This is a genomic window from Allobosea thiooxidans (assembly GCF_900168195.1).
Lineage (GTDB): Bacteria > Pseudomonadota > Alphaproteobacteria > Rhizobiales > Beijerinckiaceae > Allobosea > Allobosea thiooxidans.
Map to the genome: position 1 here is coordinate 209,442 of NZ_FUYX01000005.1, position 23,233 is coordinate 232,674.

General features: G+C 66.8%; 24 protein-coding genes and 1 tRNA gene. 7 read left to right on the top strand and 18 right to left on the bottom strand.

Translation table 11 applies throughout. The features are described 5' to 3' along the window. Positions 1-6 precede the first annotated feature (6 nt). Entirely contained in the window at positions 7-1,083 is a 1,077-nt protein-coding gene (locus B5Y19_RS11495; RefSeq protein WP_244555566.1) for a LacI family DNA-binding transcriptional regulator, read from the bottom strand. Positions 1,084-1,178: 95 nt separating this feature from the next. On the opposite strand from B5Y19_RS11495, the gene B5Y19_RS11500 reads away from it, so the two are divergent. Beyond that, positions 1,179-2,096, top strand: a complete 918-nt coding sequence (locus B5Y19_RS11500; RefSeq protein WP_176168612.1) for an NAD(P)-dependent oxidoreductase — start codon at positions 1,179-1,181, stop codon at positions 2,094-2,096. A gap of 45 nt (positions 2,097-2,141) precedes the next feature. Here B5Y19_RS11500 and B5Y19_RS11505 read toward each other — a convergent pair whose 3' ends face one another. Next, complete coding sequence (locus tag B5Y19_RS11505; protein ID WP_055727300.1) at positions 2,142-2,885, bottom strand: aspartate/glutamate racemase family protein; 744 nt, start codon at positions 2,883-2,885, stop codon at positions 2,142-2,144. A gap of 190 nt (positions 2,886-3,075) precedes the next feature. On the opposite strand from B5Y19_RS11505, the gene B5Y19_RS11510 reads away from it, so the two are divergent. After that, complete coding sequence (locus B5Y19_RS11510) at positions 3,076-3,384, top strand: hypothetical protein (protein ID WP_055727299.1); 309 nt, start codon at positions 3,076-3,078, stop codon at positions 3,382-3,384. 39 nt (positions 3,385-3,423) lie between these two features. On the opposite strand, the gene B5Y19_RS11515 is transcribed toward B5Y19_RS11510, so the two are convergent. From B5Y19_RS11515 to B5Y19_RS11535, 5 genes are all read right to left on the bottom strand, one after another. Continuing rightward, positions 3,424-5,727, bottom strand: a complete 2,304-nt coding sequence (locus tag B5Y19_RS11515; protein ID WP_176168613.1) for a xanthine dehydrogenase family protein molybdopterin-binding subunit — start codon at positions 5,725-5,727, stop codon at positions 3,424-3,426. A gap of 345 nt (positions 5,728-6,072) precedes the next feature. Beyond that, positions 6,073-7,281, bottom strand: a complete 1,209-nt coding sequence (locus B5Y19_RS11520) for an ABC transporter substrate-binding protein (RefSeq protein ID WP_055727297.1) — start codon at positions 7,279-7,281, stop codon at positions 6,073-6,075. A gap of 61 nt (positions 7,282-7,342) precedes the next feature. Then, a complete protein-coding gene (locus tag B5Y19_RS11525) occupies positions 7,343-8,362 on the bottom strand; it encodes an SMP-30/gluconolactonase/LRE family protein (RefSeq protein WP_055727296.1) in 1,020 nt (339 codons plus the stop codon). A 10-nt stretch (positions 8,363-8,372) separates the two neighbouring features. Further along, positions 8,373-9,299 carry a 3,5-dioxohexanoate:acetyl-CoA acetone transferase gene (locus B5Y19_RS11530; RefSeq protein ID WP_055727295.1) on the bottom strand — a complete coding sequence of 309 codons (927 nt, stop codon included), beginning with the start codon at positions 9,297-9,299 and terminating at the stop codon, positions 8,373-8,375. Between the two features lie 23 nt (positions 9,300-9,322). Beyond that, on the bottom strand, positions 9,323-10,105 hold the full coding sequence (locus tag B5Y19_RS11535; protein WP_055727294.1) for a cyclase family protein: 783 nt from the start codon (positions 10,103-10,105) through the stop codon (positions 9,323-9,325). A 133-nt stretch (positions 10,106-10,238) separates the two neighbouring features. On the opposite strand from B5Y19_RS11535, the gene B5Y19_RS11540 reads away from it, so the two are divergent. Continuing rightward, a complete protein-coding gene (locus B5Y19_RS11540) occupies positions 10,239-10,880 on the top strand; it encodes a TetR/AcrR family transcriptional regulator (RefSeq protein WP_055727293.1) in 642 nt (213 codons plus the stop codon). 197 nt (positions 10,881-11,077) lie between these two features. On the opposite strand, the gene hydA is transcribed toward B5Y19_RS11540, so the two are convergent. From hydA to B5Y19_RS11570, 6 genes are read right to left on the bottom strand one after another with little or no spacing between them, the layout of a single operon-like run. Beyond that, the gene (gene hydA / locus B5Y19_RS11545) at positions 11,078-12,520 is read right to left on the bottom strand and encodes a dihydropyrimidinase (RefSeq protein ID WP_055727292.1); all 1,443 of its coding nucleotides are present in this window, start codon (positions 12,518-12,520) and stop codon (positions 11,078-11,080) included. A 6-nt stretch (positions 12,521-12,526) separates the two neighbouring features. Beyond that, positions 12,527-13,273, bottom strand: coding sequence for a GntR family transcriptional regulator (locus B5Y19_RS11550; protein ID WP_055727291.1), 747 nt, complete (start codon positions 13,271-13,273; stop codon positions 12,527-12,529). A gap of 29 nt (positions 13,274-13,302) precedes the next feature. Then, entirely contained in the window at positions 13,303-13,956 is a 654-nt protein-coding gene (locus B5Y19_RS11555) for an amino acid ABC transporter permease (protein ID WP_055727290.1), read from the bottom strand. A 5-nt stretch (positions 13,957-13,961) separates the two neighbouring features. Further along, positions 13,962-14,633: an amino acid ABC transporter permease gene (locus B5Y19_RS11560; RefSeq protein WP_055727289.1), complete on the bottom strand. Its 672-nt coding sequence runs from the start codon at positions 14,631-14,633 to the stop codon at positions 13,962-13,964. Between the two features lie 2 nt (positions 14,634-14,635). After that, on the bottom strand, positions 14,636-15,397 hold the full coding sequence (locus tag B5Y19_RS11565; RefSeq protein WP_055727288.1) for an amino acid ABC transporter ATP-binding protein: 762 nt from the start codon (positions 15,395-15,397) through the stop codon (positions 14,636-14,638). Beyond that, positions 15,397-16,263, bottom strand: coding sequence for a substrate-binding periplasmic protein (locus B5Y19_RS11570; RefSeq protein WP_055727287.1), 867 nt, complete (start codon positions 16,261-16,263; stop codon positions 15,397-15,399). The genes B5Y19_RS11565 and B5Y19_RS11570 overlap by 1 nt, the downstream gene beginning before the upstream one ends. Positions 16,264-16,366: 103 nt before the next feature. Between B5Y19_RS11570 and B5Y19_RS11575 the strand changes: the two genes are divergently transcribed. Next, a complete protein-coding gene (locus B5Y19_RS11575) occupies positions 16,367-17,449 on the top strand; it encodes an NAD/NADP octopine/nopaline dehydrogenase family protein (protein ID WP_079591496.1) in 1,083 nt (360 codons plus the stop codon). A 247-nt stretch (positions 17,450-17,696) separates the two neighbouring features. Here the strand turns inward: B5Y19_RS11575 and B5Y19_RS11580 are convergent. After that, positions 17,697-17,781, bottom strand: a tRNA-Leu gene (locus B5Y19_RS11580). Between the two features lie 210 nt (positions 17,782-17,991). Here B5Y19_RS11580 and B5Y19_RS11585 point away from each other — a divergent pair. Then, on the top strand, positions 17,992-18,603 hold the full coding sequence (locus B5Y19_RS11585; RefSeq protein ID WP_055727285.1) for a YqaA family protein: 612 nt from the start codon (positions 17,992-17,994) through the stop codon (positions 18,601-18,603). Positions 18,604-18,611: 8 nt separating this feature from the next. Further along, entirely contained in the window at positions 18,612-19,145 is a 534-nt protein-coding gene (locus tag B5Y19_RS11590; protein WP_055727284.1) for a disulfide bond formation protein B, read from the top strand. Between the two features lie 3 nt (positions 19,146-19,148). On the opposite strand, the gene B5Y19_RS11595 is transcribed toward B5Y19_RS11590, so the two are convergent. Then, entirely contained in the window at positions 19,149-19,706 is a 558-nt protein-coding gene (locus B5Y19_RS11595) for an HNH endonuclease (RefSeq protein WP_055727345.1), read from the bottom strand. 303 nt (positions 19,707-20,009) lie between these two features. Between B5Y19_RS11595 and B5Y19_RS11600 the strand changes: the two genes are divergently transcribed. Beyond that, a complete protein-coding gene (locus tag B5Y19_RS11600; RefSeq protein WP_055727283.1) occupies positions 20,010-20,429 on the top strand; it encodes a DUF3060 domain-containing protein in 420 nt (139 codons plus the stop codon). A 21-nt stretch (positions 20,430-20,450) separates the two neighbouring features. On the opposite strand, the gene B5Y19_RS11605 is transcribed toward B5Y19_RS11600, so the two are convergent. From B5Y19_RS11605 to B5Y19_RS11615, 3 genes are all read right to left on the bottom strand, one after another. Next, complete coding sequence (locus B5Y19_RS11605; protein WP_055727282.1) at positions 20,451-21,335, bottom strand: 3-hydroxybutyryl-CoA dehydrogenase; 885 nt, start codon at positions 21,333-21,335, stop codon at positions 20,451-20,453. Between the two features lie 84 nt (positions 21,336-21,419). Further along, entirely contained in the window at positions 21,420-22,364 is a 945-nt protein-coding gene (locus B5Y19_RS11610; RefSeq protein ID WP_055727281.1) for an electron transfer flavoprotein subunit alpha/FixB family protein, read from the bottom strand. Next, positions 22,364-23,110 carry an electron transfer flavoprotein subunit beta/FixA family protein gene (locus tag B5Y19_RS11615; RefSeq protein ID WP_055727280.1) on the bottom strand — a complete coding sequence of 249 codons (747 nt, stop codon included), beginning with the start codon at positions 23,108-23,110 and terminating at the stop codon, positions 22,364-22,366. Before B5Y19_RS11615 ends, B5Y19_RS11610 begins: the two co-directional genes overlap by 1 nt. Positions 23,111-23,233: the final 123 nt, after the last annotated feature.

Here is a 23,233-nt window from a genome sequence, read left to right on the forward strand (position 1 = left end):
CATCGCTCAGCGCGGCGGGCAGGTCGTGCCCCGGACGATGAGCGCAGGCGTCAGCAGCAGGCGCTGCGTCGGTGCGGTGGGATCGGCGATCCGGTTCAGCAGGAACTCGGCCGATTTGGCGCCCATCTCGTTCTGGAAATTGTAGACGGTGGTGAGCGCGGGGAACCACTGCGCCGCCTCCTTCACGTCGTCGCAGCCGACGATCGAGAAGTCGCGCCCGGCTTCGAGCCCGCGATGGCGCAGGCCGAGCATGGCGCCGAAGGCGGCGAGGTCGTTCATGCAGACGGCCGCGGTCGGCGGCTCGGTGGCGTCGAGCACCTTCTGGATGCCCTTCAGGCCGGTCTCGCGCGTGCCGAAATCGAAATGCACCAGGGCGGGGTCGAAGGGCAGGCCGGCGCGGGCGAGCGACTCGCGGTAACCGGCATAGCGGTTGTGCCCGGTGGAGATGCTCTCATTGGCGCAGAGAAAGGCGATCCGACGGTGGCCGAGCTCGATGAGGTGCTCCATCGCCAGGGTGGTGCCGTGGCGGTCATCCGAGCCGACGAAGTCGAGATCGACGCCGGCGACCTCGCGCGAGAGCTGGACGATCGGCACGCCGGCATCGGTCAGGGGGCTGAGGCTCTCGGCCGTGCTGCCGCCGGCCGAACAGAGGATCATGCCGTCGGGCCGGTATTCGGCGAGGCTGCCGAGCACGCGGGCCTGCTTCTCGATGTCCTCGGCATAGGTGCCGAGCAGGATCGAGCGGCCATGGCGGCCGGCGGTCTCCTCGATCGCGGCCAGCAATTCGGCGAAATAGGGATTGGTGATGTCGTGGAAGACGACGCCGATGATGTTCGTCCGGTCGGTGCGCAGGGAGGCGGCGCTGCGGTTGTAGCTGTAGCCCATGCTGCGGGCGATGGTCCGGACGCGCTCGCGCGTCGCCTCCGCCACCAGCGGGGAGCCGCGCAGCGCCAGCGAGACGGTCGCGGTCGAGACTGAGAGATGGTCGGCGATGATCTGCAAGGTGACGCGGCTGCGACCGGAGGTTCCCATCGCGGTCGCGCTTCTGGTCCGGCTGGTCTCGGTCGGGCCGTCGGCAGTCATGTATCGTCCACAATGAGCGCGGACCCCGCGATCTGCGGCGCGTCCGGCCGTTTCATCCACGTCCAGTTCCACATCAACCATATCAGCGGGAGAATTTGAAGATGACTGCAACCAAAGAGTCCGTTGGCTTCATCGGCGTCGGCTTCATGGGGCAGGGCATGGCCCGCAACCTCGTCGACAAGGGCTTTCCGCTCACCGTGATGGCGCATCGCAATCGCAAGCCGGTCGAGGAGCTGGTCGCAGCCGGCGCGACGGAGGCGAAGACGCCGAAGGAGCTTGCCGCCCGCTCCGGCATCATCTTCCTGTGCGTCACCGGCTCGGCCCAGGTCGAGGCGGTGGTGAAGGGCGAGAACGGCATCATCGCCGGAGCAAAGCCCGGCACGGTGATCGTCGATTGCTCGACCTCGGATCCGACCGTGACGGTCAGGCTCGCCGCCGAGCTGGAGGCGAAGGGGCTGCATCTGGCCGATGCGCCGCTCGGTGGCACGCCGGCCCAGGCGGCGCTCGGCCAGCTTTCGGCGATGATCGGCGCTGCGCCCGAGGTCTTCGCCCGGATCAAGCCCGCCTGCGAGGCCTGGGCGCAGAAGATCGTGCATCTCGGGCCGGTCGGCGACGGGCACAAGATGAAGCTGATCAACAACTTCCTGTCGCTCGGCTATGCCGCGATCTATGCCGAGGCACTGACGCTCGGCGAGAAGATCGGCATCACGCCGCAGACCTTCGACAGCGTCATCCGCGGCAGCCGCATGGATTGCGGCTTCTACCAGACCTTCATGAAATACGTGCTCGAGCGCGACCGGAATGCGCACAAATTCACCCTCAGCAACGCGCTGAAGGATGTGCGCTATCTCGAGAGCGTCGCCAACGAGGCGGGCGTCGCCAATCCGATCGGCAATGCCGTGAAGAACAGCTTCGCGACCGCGGTCGCGAGCGGGCATGGCGAGGACTATGTGCCGATGCTGTCGGACTGGGTCGCCGGGCTGAACGGCGTCTCGCTCACCGACAAGGGCTGAGCCGGCGCGCGACCGGCCCCGTGAGCCGGTGCGCGCCGCACTGCGTCAGGGCCGTGCCAACAGGCGCGTCAGTCCGTCGGAGAGGCCGGTGCTGGTGACCGGGGCTGGCAGGGCGAGGTCACCGCTGCGCGGCTTGTGCAGGGGCTGGTCGAGCGCTTCGAGCAGCATCCGGATGCCCGCTTCGGCCGAGCAGATCACGGGCACGTCGACATGGGGTTGCACCCTGGCGGCGAGCCCGGCGAGGCCGGCACCGCCGAGGATCACCGCGCCGGCGCCGTCGCGCCGCGCCACGAGGCGGCAGGCCTCGGCCAGCATGGCGATCGAGCCGTCGGGGTCGCGGGCGATGTCGGCGCCGGTGGGGGCGACGGTCTCGACGGCTGCGAGGCGCTCGCCGAGGCCGATCGAGCCGACGAATTCGCGCAGCATCGGCCCCCAGCGCTCGCCGCCGGTGACGATGGCGAAGCGCGCGGCCTTCTGCGCCGCGAGGCGGCTGCTCGCCTCGGCCATGCCGATGACGGGGATGCGCGCCATCTCCTTGAGGGCCAGCAGGCCCGGATCGCCGAAGCAGGCGAGATAGACGCCATCGCAGCCCTGGCCATGCTCGGCGAAGGCTTCGAGCGCGGCATGGGCGGCGACGACGCTGGCGCTGCGGCTGGCGATGTAATGGGCGCCGAAGCGCCCGGTCACGGGCACCATCGTCGCATCCGGCGGCAGATAGGGCTCGATCACGCGCGCGACCAGAGCCGTCATTTCCGGCATGGTGTTGGGGTTGATGACGAGAATGCGCAAGCGTTTCCGGTCCCGGTTTGCCGAGGTGAAGGCGCGTTCGCCCCGGCGATGGGCAAAACTCTCGAGCGGCGCCTCACCCATGCCATGAATGAGCGCGGTTTCTGGTGCAAGAGCCTTCTGTCGCGAGAAGGCGCGGAAGCGGTGCGAGCGGCTTCGCGCTGCGGGACGGCGGCACGCATGGATTTGCACGATGGACGGCAAGCAGGAACTCAGGCGGGCCTTCAAGCGCTTCGAACAGGAGGTTCCGCCCTGGTTCGGAGGGGCCCTGCGCTGGCTCCGTCACCCGCGCTCGCGCGGTATCAGGCTGCCGGTCGGGGCGCTGTTCGTCCTGGGCGGGGTGTTCTCGATCCTGCCGGGGCTGGGCATCTGGATGCTGCCGCTCGGATTGCTGCTGCTCGCCGGCGATGTGCCGATCCTGCGTCGGCCGGTGGCGCGCTTCACGATCCGCTCCGCGGCGCTATGGGCCGGCCTGCGGCGGCGTTTCAGGCGTGGGGAATAGCGCAAGGCAGGGCCCCGGACACATGGCTGGAGAGCGTCGTCAGCTGCCGGGTTGCGCTGCCCTGGCATTCCGGATCGCATGCCAGATGCGGTCCGGTGTCGCCGGCATGTCGATATGCGCGACGCCCAGGGGACGCAGCGCATCGAGGATCGCATGGATCACGGTCTGCGGAGCGCCGATGCAGCCGGCTTGTCCCGCGCCCTTGACGCCGAGCGGGTTGGCCTGCGTCGGCAGCTCCACCATCGCGAGCTCGAAGTCTGGCAGGTCCGCTGCCCGCGGCAGCGCATAGTCCATGAATGTCGCGCTGAGGAGCTGCCCTCCCGCCGGATCGTAGCGGACCTGCTCCATCAGCGCCTGCCCGATGCCCTGCGCCAGGCCGCCATGGACCTGCGCTTCCGTGAGAAGCGGGTTGATCAGGGTGCCGTAGTCGTCGACGGCGACATAGCGCAGCAGCGTCACCGCGCCGGTATCGGGATCGACCTCGACCTCCGCCACCTGAGCACCGTTCGGGAAGGTGAGCGGCGCGTTCCGATGGGCTCCGTGGCTCGACAGCGGCTCTCCGGTCGTTTCCATGGCATGGCGCGCGACCGTGGCGAGATCGGCTTCGCCGGCGCCGGGGGCACGGAACCGCCCGTCATGGAAGATGACGGCTTCGAGGGGAGCCTGGAGCAGCTGCGCGGCCGCGGGCTTTCCGGCTTCAATCAGGGCCCGGGCCGCCAGAACCAGGGCGCCTCCACCCATATGGAGCGAGCGCGCGCCGCCATGGCCGCCGCCGGTCGGGACCCGTGCGGTGTCACCCTGCACGAGGTTGAACTGTTCCGTCGGCAGGCCGAGCTGGCGGGACAAGACCTGCGCAAAGCTCGTTTCATGGCCCTGGCCGTTCGACTGGGTGCCGACCGCCATGTCGATGCTGCCATCGTGGCGGAACGTCAGCCACGCATCCTCGTCGGGGCCGCCGCGCGCGGTTTCGAGAAAACAGCCGATTCCGAAGCCGCGCAACTTGCCGCGTCGGCGCGCTTCGGAGCGCCGGCGTGAAAAGCCGGCGCGGTCGGCGGCGGCGAGAGCGCGGTCGAGATTTCCGGCGAAAGCGCCATCGTCGAGAACGGCGCCGAAAGGCTTCCGATAGGGGAAGCGGCGGATGAAGTTGCGCTTGCGCAGGAGGGCCGGGTCGATCCGCAGCCGGTGCGCAGCCTCGTCGACCAGCCGCTCGATCAGATAGTTGGCTTCGGGCTTTCCGGCGCCGCGATAGGCGTCGATCGGGGCGGTGTTGGTGAAGACGCAGCGGACATCCATGGTCATGGCCGGGATGTCGTAGAGCCCTCCCATCGCGGGCGTCGGCGCAGTGGTGGCGCTGCCCGGTCCGAGCGAGGAGACATAGGCGCCGAGATTGGCGACGGTTTCCACGGCAAGGGCCAGGAAGCGACCCCGCGCATCGAGCGCCAGCCGGCCGGTCGTCAGGTTGTCGCGGGCATGGGCGCCGCCCGCGAAATCCTCGATCCTGTCGGCGAGCCAGCGCACGGGCCGGCCGAGGCGCTCCGCTGCCGCCAGCAGGAGCGCATATTCGGGATAGGTGACGTTCTTCATGCCGAAGCCGCCGCCGACATCGGGGCAGGCGACGTCGATACGCCCCGGCTCCACCTTGAGAACGGCCGCGAGCTCGCGGCGGATGTCGTGAACGGAGGCGCCGCTGAGCGACAGCCGGTAACGGCCGCTCTTCGCGTCGAACCGCCCGAGCGCCGCCCGCGGCTCCAGGGCCGCGGCAGCGATCCGGTTGTTCACGAGCCGGCATGTCACGACATGTGCTGCGCGGCGGAATGCGGCTGCGACGGCATCGTCGTCGCCGCGACGGTAGTGCAGGGCGAGATTGCCGGGAGCTTCCGCCCAGATCCGGGGCGCGTCCGGCCCGGCTGCGGCGGCGAGCTCCGTCACCGCGGGGAGGATGTCGTAGTCCACCGCGATCAACTCGCAGGCCTGGCGTGCCGCATCCGGGCTTTCGGCCACGACAAATGCGACGGGATCACCGACATGGCGGACGCGTTCGCGCGCCAGGGGCGGCCGCGGCGGCACGATCAGCGGGGGCTCGGCCTTGACTGCCAGCGAGCAGGGCAGGGGGCCGAGGTCTTCAATCTCCGCAGCGGTATAGACGGCGCGGACGCCGGGCAGGTTCCTGGCGGCCTTCGCATCGATGGCGCGTATTGCTGCGTGAGCGTGAGGCGAACGCAGCACGACGGCATGCAACGCGGCGGACACTTCCCCGTCATCCTGATAGTTGCCGCGGCCGGTGAGGAAGCGCTCATCCTCGAAGCGGCGCATCGAGCGCGGGTCTGCAGATGTCGCCGTCATGCCGGACCGATTCATATCGTTTCGCCAATTCCCTGCTTCCCGTGCGCTGAAGCATCGGAGAGCGGGCCTGCGCCGACAAGCTTGCCTTCCAGCCGCCGCCGTCAGCGAGGGCCTTGCTTCCAACGTCAGACAGTAGTTGCAGCGATCTGTCCGAAGGAAGCCCGCTTGCGCTTCGGGGGCCTGCGAAAACCGCTGCTCCGTTTCGCTCGCAGGGAGCGAGCATCACGACAAGGCCGGCGAGACATGGACTTCGTCTTGCGACGTCGCAGTTCGAACCGCGACACCGTGCGTCACCGGAAACGCAATGGGAAAATTGCAAATCCGGCGACGGTGTCGGTCTTCGTCTTAACGCTTGATCGCCGGGCAGGCGCTTTCGCCCAACGGGCGGAACGCCTGATCGCCGGGGATCGTGGCGACGAGGTCGTAGAGGTCCCATTCGCTCTTCGACTCGGAAGGCTGCTTGGCGCGGAAGACGTAGAAGTCATGGACCATGCGGCCATCCTCGCGCAGCTTGGCGTTGCGGACCACGTCATCCTCGATCGGCAATTCGCGCATCTTGGCGATGACCGTCTTGGCTTCGTCCGATTTCGCTGCGGCCACTGCCTTCAGATAGTGCCGCACGGAGGAGTAAATACCGGCCTGGATCGCCGAGGGCACGGCACCATGCGTGGCCTTGAAGCGCTCCGAGAAGGCGCGGGTGCGATCGTCGAGGTTCCAGTAGAAGCCTTCCGTCAGCACCGTGCCCTGCGCCGCGGCGAGGCCGACGCTCTTCACGTCCATGGCGGTGAGGAAGAAGGCGACGAGCTTCTGCTTGTCCTGGCCGATGCCGAAATCGCGCGCGGTCTTGATGCCGGCAACCGTATCGCCGCCGGCATTGGCGAGCGCGATGTAATCGGCGCCGGAGCCTTGCGCCGTCAGCAGCTGCGACGAGAGGTCGACAGCCGGGAAGGCGTGGCGGACGGAGCCGACATAGCGGCCGCCCTTGGCGGTGACCAGCGTCTTGGCGTCGGCCTCGAGCTGGTGGCCGAGCGCATAATCGGCGGTGACGAGGTACCATTTCGTGCCGGGCTTGGTCAGGTAATTGGCGATGCCGGCGACCTGGACATAGGTGTCCCACATCCACTGGACGATGTGGTCAGGCTGGCAGGCATCGCCAGTCAGGCGCGCTGTTCCGCCGGGAAACAGGCCGACCCGGTTCTTGTCCTTGAGCAGGGGCGGAATGGCGAGCTGCAGCGAGGCGTTCGACATGTCGGCGAGAACATCGACACCTTGCCGGTCGATCCATTCGCGCGCGATGGTCGAGCCGATATCGGGCTTGTTCTGATGGTCGGCCGAGACGACCTCGATCTTCATGCCGGCGCATTCCGCTTTGAGGCAGTCGTCGACGGCCATCCGCGTGGCGGCGATCGAGCCCTTGCCGGTGATGTCGGAATAGACGCCGGACATGTCGGTCAACACGCCGATCTTGACCGTGCCGCCCGAGATTTCGGCCTGGGCTGCGGTCGCGAGACAGAGCGCCGAGACGCCGGCGAGCGCGGAGACGATGCGTTTCATGGTTCCTCCCGATGCGAATTCTGTTCTGATTGAAGCGTGGTCTTGTGAAGCTGCGCCGGACCTACCAATGCACCATCGGCAAGCCGGCGACGGGTGAACGGAAATAGGGAATGCGCGAGCCCTTCAGGCTGCCGACATAGACGGTCCTCAGGTCGGCGCCGCCAAAGGTGATGCTGGCGCACCAGGGCGCGATCGTGCCGCCGCAGGCGAGCATCAGCTCCGGCGTCGCCTCGTCGCGCGCGAAGGCGGCGAGAAAGGCTTGGCCGGCGGCGCTGCCGTGGTCGTCGTCGAGCAGGATGCGCAATTCTCCTTCCGGCGTGATCGCGAAGATCCTGTCGGTGAAGACATGGGTGCCCCAGAGATTGCCGTGGGCGTCGAAGGCGATGCCGTCGATGCAGGCGCCGTGGTCCTCGGGCCCGAAGGTCTCGCGGTCGGTCAGGCTGCCGTCGGGAAGCACGCGCAGCCGCGTCACCTTCCGCGCGCAGGTCTCGGCGACGTAGAGCCATTCTTCCGCGGCATCGAGCCTGATCTCGTTGGTGAAGGCGAAGCCATCCGCGACGATGCGCAGGCGCCCGCCGTCATAAAGCGCGACATAGCCATCGCGGACATGCGGGCTGATCGCCTTCATCCAGTTCTTCGTACGGGTCGAGATCGTCAGCCAGATGCGATCCTTGCTGTCGCGCAGGACGAAATTGACCTTGCCGATCGGCGCGCCGTTGATGCTGTCGACCAGCATGCGGGTCTCGCCGTCCCGCGTCATGATCTCCAGCCGGTCGGTGCCGAAATTGGAGATCAGGATGTCGCCATTGCCTGCGAAGGCGAGGCCGTTCGGCAGCGTGCCCGAGACGAAGCGCGCTTCCTCGTCGGCCGCCTCGGCAAAGCCGCGGCTCGCCGTCTGGGTGATCAGGCGTTGCGTGCCGTCCGGCCGGATATGGACGACGCCGCCGCGCGCATCCGCGCTCCAGAGCGAGCCATCGCGCTCGGCCAGGATGCATTCCGGCCGCTGCAGGCCTTCGCCGATGTAGCGGATCGCGGCAGGGTCGACGGTGAAGCCGTCGAGCGGGTTGGGGCGAGGCACCATGCCGGGCGTCTCAGAAATTCACCCGGTCGCCGCCCTTGAGGCCGAGCGTGGCGCGGGCCTCGTCCGGGGTGGCGATCTCGTAGCCGAGTTCCTCGACGATGCGGCGGATCTTGGCGACCTGCTCGGCATTGGAGGTGGCGAGCTTGCCCTTGCCGATGAACAGGCTGTCCTCCAGCCCGACGCGGACATTGCCGCCCATCATCGCGGCCTGGGTGCAGAAGGCCATCTGGTGGCGCCCGGCGGCGAGCACCGACCAGTGATAGTCCTTGCCGAAGAGCTTGTCGGCGGTGCGCTTCATGAACATCAGGTTCTCGGGATCGGCGCCGATGCCGCCGAGAATGCCGAAGATCAGCTGCAGGAAGACCGGCGGCTTGAACCAGCCGCGATCGAGGCAATGCGCGAGATTGTAGAGATGGCCGACATCGTAGCATTCGTGCTCGAACCTGGTGCCGTGGCCCTCGCCGAGCAGCTTGTAGATGCGTTCGATGTCGCCGAAGGTGTTGCGGAAGATGAAGTCCTTGGTGCCGGCGAGATAGGGCTGCTCCCAGGGGTGCTTCCAGCCGCTGTACTTCTCCGCTAGCGGATGCAGCGCGAAGTTCATCGAGCCCATGTTGAGCGAGCACATCTCGGGCGCGGCCTTGAGCGGGGCGGCGAGACGGTCCTCGACGCTCATGTTGAGGCCGCCGCCGGTGGTGATGTTCACCACCGCGTCGGTCGCCTGCTTGATGCGCGGCAGGAACTCCATGAACACGGCAGGGTCCGGCGTCGGGCGGCCGTCCCTCGGATCGCGTGCATGCAGATGCAGGATGGCAGCCCCGGCTTCGGCGGCGGCGATCGCCTGTTCCGCGATCTGGTCAGGGGTGATCGGCAGATGGTCGGACATGGTCGGCGTATGGATGCCGCCGGTGACCGCGCAGGTGATGATGACCTTGCTCATGCGCTTCTCCCTTGATTGTCGGTTCACGCCGGCAGGATGGCGACGGCCCGCGTCCAGCCGGCAGAGCCGTTGCGCACCTTCACCGGCAGGCAACTGATCATGAAGCCGGTGGCCGGCAGGGCTTCGAGATTGTGCAGCTTCTCGATCTGGCAGTAACCGGCCTCGCGCCCGGCCTTGTGGCCCTCCCAGATCAGCGAGGCGTCGCCGGTCTCGGCGAAGCGGCGCGCGGTATGGCTGAACGGGGCGTCCCAGCTCCAGCCATCGGTGCCGACGACCTTGATGCCCTGGCGGACGAGATGCAGCGTCGCCTCGCGGCCGAAGCCGCAGCCTGAATCGATGTAGTCGGCCTCGCCATAGCGCTGGCCTGCGCGGGTGTTGACGACGATGATCTCGAGCGGGCTCAGGCGATGGCCGATGCGCTCAAGCTCGGCATCGATCTCGGCCGGCGTGACGACATGGCCGTCGGACAGATGGCGGAAGTCGAGCTTCACGCCCGGCTGCAGGAACCATTCGAGCGGGCACTCGTCGATCTTGAGAGCTGGCGCCCCGCCATCCTGCGTCGGGTGATAATGCCAGGGCGCGTCGACATGGGTGCCGTTATGGGTCGAGATCGTCGCGAGCTCGACGGCCCAGCCCATGCCATCGGGGAGTTGCTCGGGCTTCAGGCCGGGGAAGGCGGCGGCGATGTCCTTCGCGGTCCCCTCATGGGTGCGGTAGTCGATCCTGACCTTCTGGAAGGGCGGGTCCGCGGGCACGTCGTTTTCGAGCGGAATCGAGAGATCGACGAGGCGCCCGGTGGGCATCATGCTGGTTTCCTCCTGACGCCCCGTCATGCTCAATCGGCATAAATTTGGACGAACGTCCGACCAATAGCGTAGAATGCGCTTTCTGGTAAGAGCCAAATCACGCAGGGCAGGGGCGCTGCGAAGGAGGGATTCGATGGCCGGAGCGCCGACGCGCGAGCGCATTCTCGACGCAGCCGAGCGGACATTCGCCGAGCGGGGCGGTGCCGACGGCGCCTCGATGCGCGATCTCGCCGCTGCGGCGGGGGTGCGGCTGTCGCAACTCAGCTATTATTTCGGCTCGAAGGAAGCGCTCTACCGGGCCGTCTTCGCCCGCCGGGCGGATGCACTGGCGCTGGCGCGCGGCACGGCGCTCGCCGAGGCGATGGCCGCATCGGCCCCCGATATCGGAGCCGTGGTCGAGGCGTTCATCGGTCCTTCGGTGCGCCAACGCTTCGCGGAAGGCGTGCAGGGCGCGGCCTTCGCGATGATGACAGCGCGGGAGGCGGTTGATCCGCGCGAATCCGCGCGCGGCGTGCTCGCCGAGCATTTCGACCCGACCGCGACGGAGTTCCTCGCAGCCTTCGCGAAGCTCTACCCGCGGGCGTCGCGGGGCGCGATGGTCGACGCCTATCTGTTCATGGTTGGGGCGCTGGTGATGACCATGGCCGCGGGCGACCGCGCGGCGCGCCTCGACGACGAGCGCTGCGCGCTGTCCGCAGCCGGCCTTGCCGAACTTCTGCTGCAGCGCCTGACCAGCTTCTGCGCGGCTGGTATCGATCGGTTGCTGGGCGAATAGGGGCGCGCGTCCAAGACGCACCATCAGCAGAAGTCGACCAGCGGCCACGACGCTGCGCTGCGGGCATATCAATGGCCGTAAGGCCTTGGGCGCGCGTCCCGGCTAGCGTTCCGCCGAAACCGCCCTCATGCGGTGCAATGGCCCCTGGGGCATTCGCCAACCAAGCAGGAGTTTGCGCAGGTCTCGATCAGTTGCGTTCACCACGCGAGACCAAAGGCCGCCAACTCCTTCTCGGCCTCCGTCTGGGCATGATGAGGCGCCGTCGTCGTAGCCGGTACGAATTGGCCCCGCCCGCGGGTGCCGCAGAATTCGTGATAGCGGCTGATCACCTCGCCGCGGCTCAGCGTGATGGCCGGCCAGGCCGTGACCTTCAGGCCCTCATAGGGGGTGAAGTCGACATTGTGGTGCATGATCGTGTTGTCGATGACGCGGTCGTAGTTCTCGTCCCAGATGCAGAGGTCGGCGTCGGCCCCGATGGCGAGGTCGCCCTTGCGCGGCGCAAGCCCGTAGATCCGCGCGGCATTGGTTGCAGTCAGCCTGACGAATTCCGGCAGGCTGATGCGGCCTTCCTTGACGCATTGCGTGAACAGGAGCGGCATGCGGATCTCGACGCCCGGCACGCCGCTGGCGATCTTGTCGAAGCTTGCGCCGAAGCCGTTCGGGAATTTCTCGATCTCGTCGAACCGATAGGGCGAGTGGTCCGAGGAGAGCACGTCGATGCGGCCATCGGCGACGGCGCGCCAGAGCTCGGCGCGATTGGCGTCGTCGCGGATCGGCGGGCTGAAGATGCCCTTGGCTCCCTCATGGCCGGGCTTGTCGAGCAGACTGCCATCGAGGGTCAAATACTGGGTGCAGGTCTCGACGAAGAGCGTCGTGCCCTTTGCGCGGGAAAGCGCGATCACGTCGAGCGACCGGCCGGTCGAGACATGCACGATCATGGTCGGCACGTTGAACAATTCGGCATAGGCGCAGATCCGGAAGACGGCTTCGGCCTCGGCGATGGTCGGCCGCGAGGCCAGATGGAATTTCGGCGCGACATGGCCCTGCACCAGCAATTGCCGCGTCACATGGTCGATGATGTCGGTGTTCTCGCAATGGACCATGACCATGAAGCCGTGCCGGCGGGCGGCGGCGAAGACCGTGACGATGTCTCGATCGGCGATCCCGACAGCGGCGTAGGTCGTGAAGATCTTCAGCGAGCGCAAACCACCGGCCGCGGCCCGGGCGAGGTCGCGATCGAAATCGGGATGGGAGGGGTCGGTGACGACGATGTGGAAATTATAGTCGAGCACCGTCTTGCGCGCGCGCTCATGATAATCGCCGACGGCCCAGGCGATCCCTTCCCCGCGATGCTGCGGGGCGAAGGGAAGCACCGTCGTCGTACCGCCGCAGGCGGCCGAGACCGTTCCCGAATAGAAGTCGTCCGCATTGATCCGGTCATGGGCCTTGCGCTGGTCGATATGGAGGTGGCTGTCGACGCCGCCCGGCGTGACCAGCCTGCCGGCCGCGTCGATGATCTCCGGCGCCTTGTCGCCGATCGCGCCGAGTTCGGCGATCCGGCCGTCGCGGATGCCGATATCGGCGTTGAAGACGTCGCTGGAGCTCGCGCAGCGGGCATTGCGGATGACGAGATCGAACATGGGATTCTACCGGCTTGGGCTGACGAAGCGACCGCCCGGTCTGGGCACGAGATCGACGACGAGGCTGTAATTGGTCGGGTGGAAGATGCCGTCGATGACGATGAGCGGCCTGTCGGAGCGGTCGTAATAGAGGCGCCGTGAAGCGATCAGGGCCGTGCCTGCCGGCACGCCGAGATGGGAGGCCTGCTCGGCATCGGCAACGATCGCCCCCAGCGTCTGCTGCCCGCGCTGGATTGCGAGCCCGGCCCGGCGCAGCCGTACCACGGTCTGCTGTTCGCCCGGCGGCAGTTCCGCGTCGTCGACGCGGGGCGAGACCGAGACGGGAATATGGGACGTGCCGATCATCAGAGGCTTGCCAGTCTGCAGGATGAGCGAGCGATACCGGGTCGCGGCGCCCCGGTCGGCCGGGGCGAACAGGGCGGCGATGTCGGGCGCCGGCTGGACGTCGTCGATCGCCAGCGTCCGAAAGCTCAGGCGCTCATCGGAGATCAGGATATCGTCGAGATAGCCGCGCAGCCGCACGCTCTGGCCGACCTTGACGCGGTCGTTGACATAGGTGCCGAGCCCCTGGAGCTTCATCACGACGCCGCCGGCCGAGAGCTCCTCCATCGCCTTGCGGATGGTCGCCCGGCTGACGCCGTAGCGGGCCTGCAACTCGGTCTCCGAGGGGAGTTGCTCGCCGACCGGGAAGTCGCCGCGCTCGATCGCTCCCATGATGTCGGCCTGGATCTGCAGATGAAGCGGCACGGGCATGGCGTTTCCAGTGTTGCGAGGCCCGGCCTTCATGCCGGCTTGAAGGATTGGCGTTTCTCGATCAGCGAAAGCAAACGCACGAAGGGCCAGAACATCACGAGATAGACCAGAGCCGCCATGAGCAGAGGCGTCGGATCATAGACGGCTCCCTGGGCGATTCGCGCGGTGCGCAGCAGTTCGGCGATCGCGACGACCGATGCAAGCGAGGTCGCCTTGGCGAGTTCGAGGACGTTGCTGAGCAGCGGCGGGCGGACCTTCTTCAGCGCCTGCGGCAGGACCACGTAAGTGAGTACCTGAAAGCCGTTGAGGCCGGTCGCCTGCGCAGCTTCGTACTGGCCCTTTGGCACCGCCGCGAGCCCGGCCCGGACGATCTCGGCGAAATAGGCAGAGCCGTTCAGCGTCATCGCCAGGACGAAGGCCGGTATCTCCGGCAGGCGCAGGCCCAGGAAGGGCAGGGCGTAGAACACGAAGATGATCAGGACGAGCGGCGGGAAGGCGCGGAAGAAATCGATGTAGAGATAGGCGATGATCCGCGCTGGCCGCGACTTCGAATTCGCGACGATGGCGACCAGCGTGCCCACGCCGAAGGCCAGCGGCACGATCAGGATGGCGAGCAGCAGCGTGACCTTCAGCCCCGAGAGCAGGTAGGGAATGGTCAGCGCGACGGTGTCGGGATGAAACATGGCGCCTACCTCTTCACCGCGTAGCGGCTCTCGATGTGCCGGCTGAGCACGACCAGCGGCGCGAACACGGCCAGGTAGAACAGGGCCGCGACGGTGAGCGGCGTCGGGTTGGCATAGAGCGCCTGCTGGCTCGACGCCTGGTTCAGCAGTTCCGAGACCGAGACGACGGAGGCGAGGGCCGTGTTCTTGGTGATGCTGATCGTCTTGTTGGTCAGCGGCGGGATGACCATCTGCACGGCCTGGTAGAGCACGATGTAGAACAGCGTCTGGGTGAAGGTCAGGCCCGTCGAGAGGCCGCCCTCCCACTGCCCCTTCGGGACCGAGGTGATGCCGGCCCAGAAGATCTCCTCGGAGAAGGCCGCGAGCACGAGGCCGAGCGTCAGCACCGTCGCCCAATAGGCGTCGATCCGGATCTCGTATTCCGGCAGCACGAAATAGATGCAGATCAGGATCACGAGCGCCGGCAGCGAGCGCAGGATGTCGACGAAGGCGACGATCAGCAGGTTCAGCGGCATGATGCCATAGGCGCGTGCGCAGGCGAGCGCGAGCCCGAGCGCCAGCCCGAACAGGATCGTCAGGACGGAAAGCTGCAACGTGACGAGGAAGCCTTCGAACAGGAAGGGCAGTACGGCGGCTGCGATGGTGCCGTCGAAGAAGAACTTGCCGATCTCGTCCACGCTCAAGCCTCCTTGCCGCGATAATTGCGCAGGAAGCTGCTGAGGCGCGGATTGACCGAATAGCGGAAGATCTCGTCCGGCGTGCCCTGCTCGACCACCACGCCCTCGTCCATGAAGATCACCCGGTCGGCGGCCTGGCGGGCGAAGGCCATCTCATGGGTCACGACCACCATGGTCTGCCCCTTAGCCTTCATCTCCTGCATGACCGCGAGAACCTCGCCGACGAGCTCGGGGTCGAGCGCCGAGGTCGGCTCGTCGAAGAGATAGAGTTTTGGCGTCATCGCCATGGAGCGCGCGATGGCGACGCGCTGCTGCTGGCCGCCGGAAAGCTCCGCGGGAAAGGCCTTGGCCTTGTGGCGCAGGCCGACCTGCTCGAGCGCCGCCAGCGCCCGCTCCGAGGCTTCCGCCGCCGGCAGCTTGCGCACCTTGGACAGGGCGAGGCTGACATTCCGCTCGGCCGTGAAATGCGGGTAGAGGTTGAAGGCTTGGAAGACCATGCCGATATCGCGCCGGATCGTGCTCAGATTGACGCGTTTTCCGGTGATCTCGACATCGTCCAGGTGGATGGAGCCGGCTTGCGGCTCCTCCAGTCGGTTAATGCAGCGCAGCAGCGTCGACTTGCCGGAGCCCGACGGGCCGATGATCGCGACCAATTCACCGGCGGCGACATCGAGGTCGATGCCCTTGAGGATCGGGACGACGCCGAAGCTCTTCTCGATCCCCCGCATCCTCAGCAGGGCCTGGGCAGGCGCGTTTGCAGCCATCACTTGCAATCCGGCTTGTGATAGCTGCGCTCGTAGCCTTCAAGCCCGATCGGGCCATAGCCAGCGAAGACCTTCATGCTGGAATCGGCGGGGTCGGGCTGCTCGCCGAACCATTTTTCGTGCAACCCCTGCAGCGAACCGTCGAGCTTCATGCATTCCAGAGCGTTCTCGACCTGGTTGCGCAGTTCCTTGGCGTCCTTCCGGAAGCCATAGCCGAGGTCGTAGTTCACGAAAATCCGGTGAACGACCTTGAGACGGCGGTTCTTCGAGGCTGCGTACTGGCCGACATTGAGATTGACCACATCGGCATCGGCCCGCTTGGCGATCACGGCCTGCAGCGCATCGCTGTCCTTGTCGTAGCGCTGGACCTTGTAGCCGTACTTGGCCTCGTTCTCCGTGGCCCAGGTATCGGTGAAGCTGCCGCTATTGGTCGCGAGCACCTTGCCGCGCAGATCCTCCGGCTTGGTGATGCTGTCGTCTTCGGAGCGCGTGACCAGGCCGATGCCGCCGGTCATATAGCCCTCGGTGAACAGAAGCTGCGCGGCTCGCTCCTTGTTCATCGACATCGGGGCGACGATCATATCGTAACGGCCGGCGAAGAGGCCCGCGAAGATCGCGGAGAAATTGACGTCGACGACTTCGACGCCGGTGCGGCCGATGCGCCGCGCGATCTCCTTCGCGACCTCGATCGAGAAGCCTTCGATCTCGCCGGAGGGCTGACGCATCGCCCACGGAGCATAGCCGATATCGGCAGCGATCTTCAGCGGCTCCGCAGCCGCGCCGGACAGGCTTGCGACCAGGAGGCAGGCGGCGCCGGCCGCGAAACTGATCTTCCTTCGTAGTAGGCCAGTGAAGTTTAGAGTCATTGCAGTTCCCCTCGTTTGATTGACATTATTTTCACGAACATTAAACGTACGGACGACCGGATGACAACATGATCATGCGCAACGCGCAAGGGGGAGGCAGGGCATGACGGCTTTGAACTACGCATTGATCGGGTTTGGCGGGGCAGGTGCGGGCTTTGCCGTTGCCGCCGCGGCGCGGGGCGCGCGCATCTGCGGCTGGTATGACTGCGATGATGCGGTGCGTTCATCGACCGATGTGGCCGGGGGGCTTTCCTTCGAGGGGCTGGGTGGCCAGGGAGCGGTTGCGCTGCCGAAAAGTGCGGTGGATGGCGCAGCGGCCGTCGCTGGAGCGGATATCGTCGTCGTCTCGACCACGGCTGACCGGCATGCGGCCGTGGCGCGCGAGATCGCGCCCGGCCTCGCATCCGGCCAGATGGTCGTGCTCCATTGCGGCTATGTCGGCGGTTCCAAGGTCTTCGCCGACGCGCTGGCCTCAGTCGGGGGGCCTCAAGGCGTCGCGGTCTTCGAACTCAACAACACACTGCACCTGGCCGGGAAGCTCAATCCCTCGACCGTCGTGATCAAGGGGCAGAAGCGCTGGCTCGAACTCGCCGGCCTGCCTGAAGCGAAGGAAAACCCGCACTACGCCGCCTTCCTCGAGCAGTTCCCGGAATTCACTTACTCCGCGAATGTTCTCGAAAGCGGCCTGAACAATCCGAACTGCATCGGCCATGTGCCCGCCTATATCGGCGGGGCGATAACGCTGGACCGCGACATGGGCGATCTGACGACCGGTATCCTGCATTTCGACGAGGCGCGCATGGGCCGGGTCAACGTGATCGCCGCCGCGTTGGAGCAGGAGCGGGATCGGGTGATGCGGGCGGCCGGATTGACGCCAATGCCGACGGCAGAGTTCTCGCGGAGATGCTATCCGGCAGGCACGCGCCTGTTCGGCGCCATTCCCCGCTTCGGGCCTAAGCTGCAGAAGCGCTTCCTGCATGAGGACGTGCCGTGCTCGCTCGTGCCGCTGGAAGCTCTCGGCCGGCAGGTCGGGGCGGCCACTCCCCTGACTGCCGCCCTTATCGCGATTGCGAACACCCTGGAGGCTGTCGATTTTCGGGCGATCGGCCGGAACGAGCAGGTTCTGCCGGCGAATTGGATGCGCTCCTATGGCGCCGCGGCCCACCAACAGAAAGCGGCCGTTTGAAAGAGGATCTGGTTTGGAGCGAGCCTTGAGAAGGCTCGCGCCCTCGCCGCCTCGATCGCGCATTGCGGCTGCGCAGCAGAAGGCTCACGAAGACATTGCGATCATCGTCGAGCGCGGCCTGTAGGCCTAGCTCGCAGCCATTGTCGAAGCGACCATCGTCACGGAGGATCGAACCCGCATCTCTGGGGCCACCGATAACCTTGAGGCTACCGCTAACGGGCGACTCAGGCCGAAGAAGGTTCGGGAATGGTGCCCCTGGCCGGGATCGAACCAGCACTCCTTGCGGAACTCGATTTTGAGTCGAGCGCGTCTACCAATTCCGCCACAGGGGCCCATGCAGGCGGGCGGACTATAGCGATCGGCCGATGCCGGTCAATCGGCGCAAGGGCGCTTCCGGCGGGTTTTGGCAGCCCTGTGACGTCCTTGCTGCCGGAGGAGCCCGGCAGGGCGAAGCTCGCCGCTGGTCGGGGCATCGCGGCGGCAGGGAAAGCCGCTCTCCGAAGCCGTTGCGCGCCCGGCCGCCGCATGCTCTAGAGCGCGCGATGTTGAAGCGCCTCTATGCATGGACGATGTCGCTCGCCGCCAAGCCGCGGGCGGAGCTCTGGCTGGCGATCGTCGCCTTCGTCGAGAGCTCCTTCTTCCTGATCCCGGCCGACGTGCTGTTCGTGCCGATGGCACTGGCCCGGCCGCAGCGGGCCTATCGGCTCGCCTTCATCGCCACGCTGTTCTCGGTGCTCGGCGGAATCGCCGGCTATGCGCTGGGCTACTACGCCTTCGAGGCGCTGGCGAAGCCGGTCCTGGCCTTCTACGGCAAGCTCGGCGCCTTCGAGACGCTGAGGGCCTGCGCCGGCCCCGACACCACGCTGATCCTGCTGACGACCTCGGGCCTCGCGCATCTGCCGCCGATCAAGGTGGTGACGATCCTGGCCGGCGCCGTCCATATCGGGCTCCTGTTCTTCGTCATCTCCTGCGTGCTGGCGCGCGGGGCGCGCTTCTTCGCGCTGGCATTGCTGCTGCGCCGCTACGGCAACACGATCCGGCACTTCATCGAACGTCGCCTGAAAGTGATCGCCATCCTGGGCGCCGGCCTGCTGATTGTGCTTTATTTCGGCCTCAAGCTCGTCGCAGGGTCGGGCCAGCTCCTGTCCTGCTGAGCCTTGCCATGACCGCTTCTCCCGCCATCTCCTCCCACGCCTCGAACCGGCTGCTCTCGCCGCCAAGGCTGATCGCGCTGATCGGATTCGCGAGCTTCGCGCTGGTCGCGGGCGCCTGGTTCTTCGAGCTCGTCATCCATCTGCGACCCTGCAAGCTCTGCCTGGAGCAGCGCGTGCCGCATTACGCCGCCATCGGCCTGGCGCTGGCGGCGCTGGTGCTGGCGCGCTCGCCGCAGCTGCAACGGCTCGTCCTGCTCGGGCTGGCGGGCCTGATGGCCTGGAGCACGGGGCTCGGCATCTATCATGCCGGCGTCGAATGGGGCTGGTTCATCGGCCCGAACGATTGCGGCGGTGCGGCAGAGCCTGCGGCAGCCGGCATGCAGGACTTCATGAAGCAGTTGCAGACCACGCGCATCGTCGCCTGCTCGGAAGCAGCATGGCGCTTCCTCGGCCTGTCGCTGGCCGGCTGGAACGCGCTGGCCTCGGCCGGTCTGTTCCTGCTCGCGCTGTTGGGCCTGCTGCAGCGGCCCGGGCGGGCCTGAGCCTCACGGCTCCAGCTCGGAATCCCAGTAGAGATAGTCGAGCCAGCTCTCGTGCAGATAGTTGGGCGGGAAGAGCTTGCCGTTGCGGTGGAGGTCGTTGATCGTCGGCGCGAAAGGCTTCTGCGCCGGGAACATCTCGACGGTCGCCGGCATCTTGTCGCCCTTGCGCAGATTGCAGGGGGAGCAGGCGGCGACGACGTTCTCCCAGGTGGTCAGCCCGCCCTTCGAGCGCGGGACGACATGGTCGAAGGTCAGTTCCTCGCGCTCGCCGCAATACTGACAGGCGAAGCGGTCGCGCAGGAAGACGTTGAAGCGGGTGAAGGCCGGCGTCCGCGAGGGCTTGATGTAGCTCTTCAGCGAGACCACCGAGGGCAGCCGCATGTCGAAGCTGGGGCTGCGCACCACGGTGTCGTATTCGGAGACGATGTTGACGCGGTCCATGAAGACCGCCTTGATCGCGTCCTGCCAACTCCAAAGAGACAAAGGATAGTAACTGAGCGGCCGAAAATCGGCGTTCAGGACGAGGGCCGGGCAGCCGTCCGGCGACGCCATCGGATGCATCACATGCGCCGTCAAACCCGTCGCACCTCCGCTTCGTCTAGCGGGACGAATCCCGCGTAACGATCAATGTAAGCGCGATACGACAGGAATGTGAAGGAACTTATTGCGGCTGCGATAGAGAGCTTTTCATCCCGGCAGGGCACAGGATCGCCCGAGTCAGGCATTAGTCCAAAGCGCAGGATCCCATCGCGATTCGCGATGCAGCGGAGGACGCCCGTGAAAGCCTGGTTTGCCGTTATCCTTGTTCCGATTGCCTTTTCCGCTCCGGCTTCCGCTGCCGAGATCCGGGTCGAGGGCGCGGGGATGTCCCGCGATTTCGCCTGCGAGGACGGGCAGGATGTCATGATCGCCGGCGCCGAACACAAGGTCGTGCTGACCGGCCGATGCGGCGCGGTGAGCGTTCACGGGGCCGGCCACAGCCTCTCCTTCGAAGCGGCGAAGGCGCTTGCGGTGAGCGGCATCTCGAACACCGTGGAAGGCGGCTCGGCCGGGAGCCTTGTCGTCGAATCCGTGAAGAATCGGGTCAAGGCGACGGTGACGGGAGCCGAGACCGGCAAGATCGACGTCTCGGGCGCCGAACACAGGCTGGAGCTGACGCTCGCCGGTCCGGCTCAGATCGAGGTGCAGGGCGCCAAGAACGTCGTGGAATGGCGGGCGGAGGAAGGCGTCAAGGCGCCATCGGTCTCGGCTTCCGGCATCGACAACAAGGTCAGCCGCCGCTGATGCGGCGGCTGTATTCGGGAATCAGCGGGTGGGGACGGGCTTCTCGCCGCGATAATCGTAGAAGCCGCGCTTGGTCTTGCGGCCGAGCCAGCCGGCCTCGACATATTTCACCAGCAGCGGGCAGGGCCGATACTTGGAGTCGGCCAGCCCGTCATGGAGCACCTGCATCACCGAGAGGCAGGTATCGAGGCCGATGAAGTCGGCGAGCTGAAGCGGGCCCATCGGGTGATTGGCGCCGAGCCGCATCGCGGTGTCGATCGCATCGACCGAGCCGACGCCCTCATAGAGCGTGTAGACCGCCTCGTTGATCATCGGCAGCAGGATGCGGTTGACGATGAAGGCCGGGAAATCCTCGGAGACCGAAACGGTCTTGTGCAGGCTGCCGACGAGTTGCTTGGCACGCTCGAAGGTGCCGTCATCGGTGGCGATGCCGCGGATCAGCTCGACGAGCTGCATCAACGGCACGGGATTCATGAAATGGATGCCGATGAAGTGCTCGGGGCGATCGGTCGCGGCCGCGAGCCGGGTGATTGAGATCGAAGAGGTGTTGGAAGCCAGGATCGCGTCCGGCTTCAGATGCGGGCAGACCGCCGTGAAGATCTTGCGCTTGACCTCCTCGTTCTCGGTCGCTGCCTCGATGACGAGGTCGCAGTCGCCGAGATCGGCAAGGCCGAGGGCGGGGGCGATCCGGCCGACGGCGGCGCGGCGCTCCTCGTCGGCGAGGGCGCCCTTCGAGACCTGGCGGGCCATGTTGCCGTCGATCGTGGCAAGCGCCGCCTTGATCCGGTCCTCGGCGACGTCGTGCAGCTTGATGTCGAAGCCGGCGACGGCCGCGACATGGGCGATGCCATTGCCCATCTGGCCTGCCCCGATGATGCCGATCGTCTTGATCGCATGGTCCGACATGGTCTGTTCCTGGATACTCTTCTCATGCTCCCGCAGGAGCGGAACGGGCCGCCCTGAGGCGACCCGGGAATGGTGGTTCGAGCCTTACTTGCCGGCTTTTGCGAGCTCGGCGTCGAGCTCCGGCAACAGGGTGAAGAGGTCGCCGACGAGGCCGTAATCGGCGATCTGGAAGATCGGGGCCTCCTCGTCCTTGTTGATGGCGACGATGACCTTCGAGTCCTTCATGCCGGCGAGATGCTGGATCGCGCCGGAAATGCCGACCGCGATGTAGAGCTCGGGCGCGACCACCTTGCCGGTCTGGCCGACCTGCCAGTCGTTCGGGGCGTAGCCGGCATCGACGGCGGCGCGCGAGGCGCCCATCGCGGCGCCGAGCTTGTCGGCCACCGGCTCGATCACCTTGCCGAAGTTCTCGGCGGAGCCGAGTGCGCGGCCGCCCGAGATGATGATCTTGGCGGAAGCCAGCTCCGGACGGTCGGACTTGGCGACCTCCTCACCCTTGAAGGACGAGTTGCCGGGGTTCTCGGCGGCCGAGATGGCCTCGACGGCGGCCGAGCCGCCTTCGCCCGCCGCCTGGAAGGAGGCGGTGCGGATGGTGAGCAGCTTCTTGGCGTCGGCCGACTGCACCGTCTGGATGGCGTTGCCGGCATAGACCGGGCGCTCGAAGGTGTCCGGCGAGACGACCTTCATCACATCCGAGACCTGCATCACATCGAGCAGGGCGGCGACGCGCGGCAGCACGTTCTTGCCGGTGGTGGTCGAGGGCGCGACGATCGCGTCATAGCCGTCCGCCAGCTTGACGATCAGCGCGGCGAGCGGCTCGGCCAGCGCATGGCCGTAAGCGGCGTCATCGGCGAGCAGCACCTTCTCGACGCCGGCGAGCTTGGCGGCGGCGTCGGCCGCAGCCTTGGCGCCCTGGCCGGCGACCAGGATGTGGACGGGGCCGCCGAGCTGGGAGGCGGCGCTCAGCGCCTTGGCGGTGGCGTCCTTGAGCGAGGCGTTGTCGTGTTCGGCGATCAGCAGCGTGGTCATCAGATCACCCCGGCGGTCTTGAGCTTGGAGACGAGTTCGGCGGCGTTGGCCACCTTGACGCCGGCGGAGCGGCCGGCGGGCTCGGCCGTCTTCAGAACCTTGAGGCGGGGCGCGACATCGACGCCGAGCGCTTCGGCCGAGGTCTCGTCGAGCGGCTTCTTCTTCGCCTTCATGATGTTGGGCAGCGAGGCATAGCGCGGCTCGTTGAGGCGCAGATCCGTGGTGACGATCGCTGGCAGCTTCAGCGACACCGTCTGCAGGCCGCCATCGACCTCGCGGGTGACGTCGACGCCGTCCGAAGCCAGCTCGACCTTGGAGGCAAAGGTGCCCTGGGGCCAGCCCAGCAGGGCGGCCAGCATCTGGCCGGTCTGGTTGCAGTCGTCGTCGATCGCCTGCTTGCCGAGCACGACGAGGCCGGGGGCCTCCTGCTCGACGACCTTCTTGAGGAGCTTGGCGACGGCGAGCGGCTCGACCACGCCGTCGACCTTGACCAGGATGCCGCGGTCGGCGCCCATCGCAAGACCCGTACGGATCGTCTCGGCGGCCTGCGCCGGGCCGATCGAGACAACGACCACTTCGGTCGCCTTGCCAGCTTCCTTCAGGCGCAGCGCCTCTTCCACCGCGATCTCGTCGAACGGGTTCATCGACATCTTCACGTTCGCCAGCTCGACGCCGGACCCGTCCGCCTTGACGCGGATCTTCACGTTGTAATCGACAACCCGCTTCACGGGCACCAAGATCTTCATCGTCAGATCACCGTTCAGAAGAGATGCGCCTCGCGCCGCGCCGTCGAAGACGACAAGATGGCGGCATCGCGGCCCTCGGCTGGAATGCGGGGGGACCGTAACGACGCCCGTTTGCGCTTGTCA

Bases quoted from the DNA above. Each gene is read 5' to 3' on its own strand.
- hydA (WP_055727292.1), bottom strand. From the start codon at position 12,520: ATGTTCGATCTCGTCATCCGCAATGCCCGCTGCGCGAGCTCCAGCGAC.
- B5Y19_RS11510 (WP_055727299.1), top strand. From the start codon at position 3,076: ATGGACGGCAAGCAGGAACTCAGGCGGGCCTTCAAGCGCTTCGAACAG.
- B5Y19_RS11605 (WP_055727282.1), bottom strand. From the start codon at position 21,335: ATGTCGGACCATGCGATCAAGACGATCGGCATCATCGGGGCAGGCCAG.
- B5Y19_RS11615 (WP_055727280.1), bottom strand. From the start codon at position 23,110: ATGAAGATCTTGGTGCCCGTGAAGCGGGTTGTCGATTACAACGTGAAG.
- B5Y19_RS11565 (WP_055727288.1), bottom strand. From the start codon at position 15,397: ATGGCTGCAAACGCGCCTGCCCAGGCCCTGCTGAGGATGCGGGGGATC.
- B5Y19_RS11600 (WP_055727283.1), top strand. From the start codon at position 20,010: ATGTCCCGCGATTTCGCCTGCGAGGACGGGCAGGATGTCATGATCGCC.
- B5Y19_RS11540 (WP_055727293.1), top strand. From the start codon at position 10,239: ATGGCCGGAGCGCCGACGCGCGAGCGCATTCTCGACGCAGCCGAGCGG.
- B5Y19_RS11570 (WP_055727287.1), bottom strand. From the start codon at position 16,263: ATGACTCTAAACTTCACTGGCCTACTACGAAGGAAGATCAGTTTCGCG.
- B5Y19_RS11575 (WP_079591496.1), top strand. From the start codon at position 16,367: ATGACGGCTTTGAACTACGCATTGATCGGGTTTGGCGGGGCAGGTGCG.
- B5Y19_RS11595 (WP_055727345.1), bottom strand. From the start codon at position 19,706: ATGCATCCGATGGCGTCGCCGGACGGCTGCCCGGCCCTCGTCCTGAAC.
- B5Y19_RS11520 (WP_055727297.1), bottom strand. From the start codon at position 7,281: ATGAAACGCATCGTCTCCGCGCTCGCCGGCGTCTCGGCGCTCTGTCTC.
- B5Y19_RS11550 (WP_055727291.1), bottom strand. From the start codon at position 13,273: ATGCCCGTGCCGCTTCATCTGCAGATCCAGGCCGACATCATGGGAGCG.
- B5Y19_RS11585 (WP_055727285.1), top strand. From the start codon at position 17,992: ATGTTGAAGCGCCTCTATGCATGGACGATGTCGCTCGCCGCCAAGCCG.
- B5Y19_RS11495 (WP_244555566.1), bottom strand. From the start codon at position 1,083: ATGACTGCCGACGGCCCGACCGAGACCAGCCGGACCAGAAGCGCGACC.
- B5Y19_RS11515 (WP_176168613.1), bottom strand. From the start codon at position 5,727: ATGACGGCGACATCTGCAGACCCGCGCTCGATGCGCCGCTTCGAGGAT.
- B5Y19_RS11535 (WP_055727294.1), bottom strand. From the start codon at position 10,105: ATGATGCCCACCGGGCGCCTCGTCGATCTCTCGATTCCGCTCGAAAAC.
- B5Y19_RS11525 (WP_055727296.1), bottom strand. From the start codon at position 8,362: ATGGTGCCTCGCCCCAACCCGCTCGACGGCTTCACCGTCGACCCTGCC.
- B5Y19_RS11555 (WP_055727290.1), bottom strand. From the start codon at position 13,956: ATGTTTCATCCCGACACCGTCGCGCTGACCATTCCCTACCTGCTCTCG.
- B5Y19_RS11590 (WP_055727284.1), top strand. From the start codon at position 18,612: ATGACCGCTTCTCCCGCCATCTCCTCCCACGCCTCGAACCGGCTGCTC.
- B5Y19_RS11530 (WP_055727295.1), bottom strand. From the start codon at position 9,299: ATGAGCAAGGTCATCATCACCTGCGCGGTCACCGGCGGCATCCATACG.
- B5Y19_RS11610 (WP_055727281.1), bottom strand. From the start codon at position 22,364: ATGACCACGCTGCTGATCGCCGAACACGACAACGCCTCGCTCAAGGAC.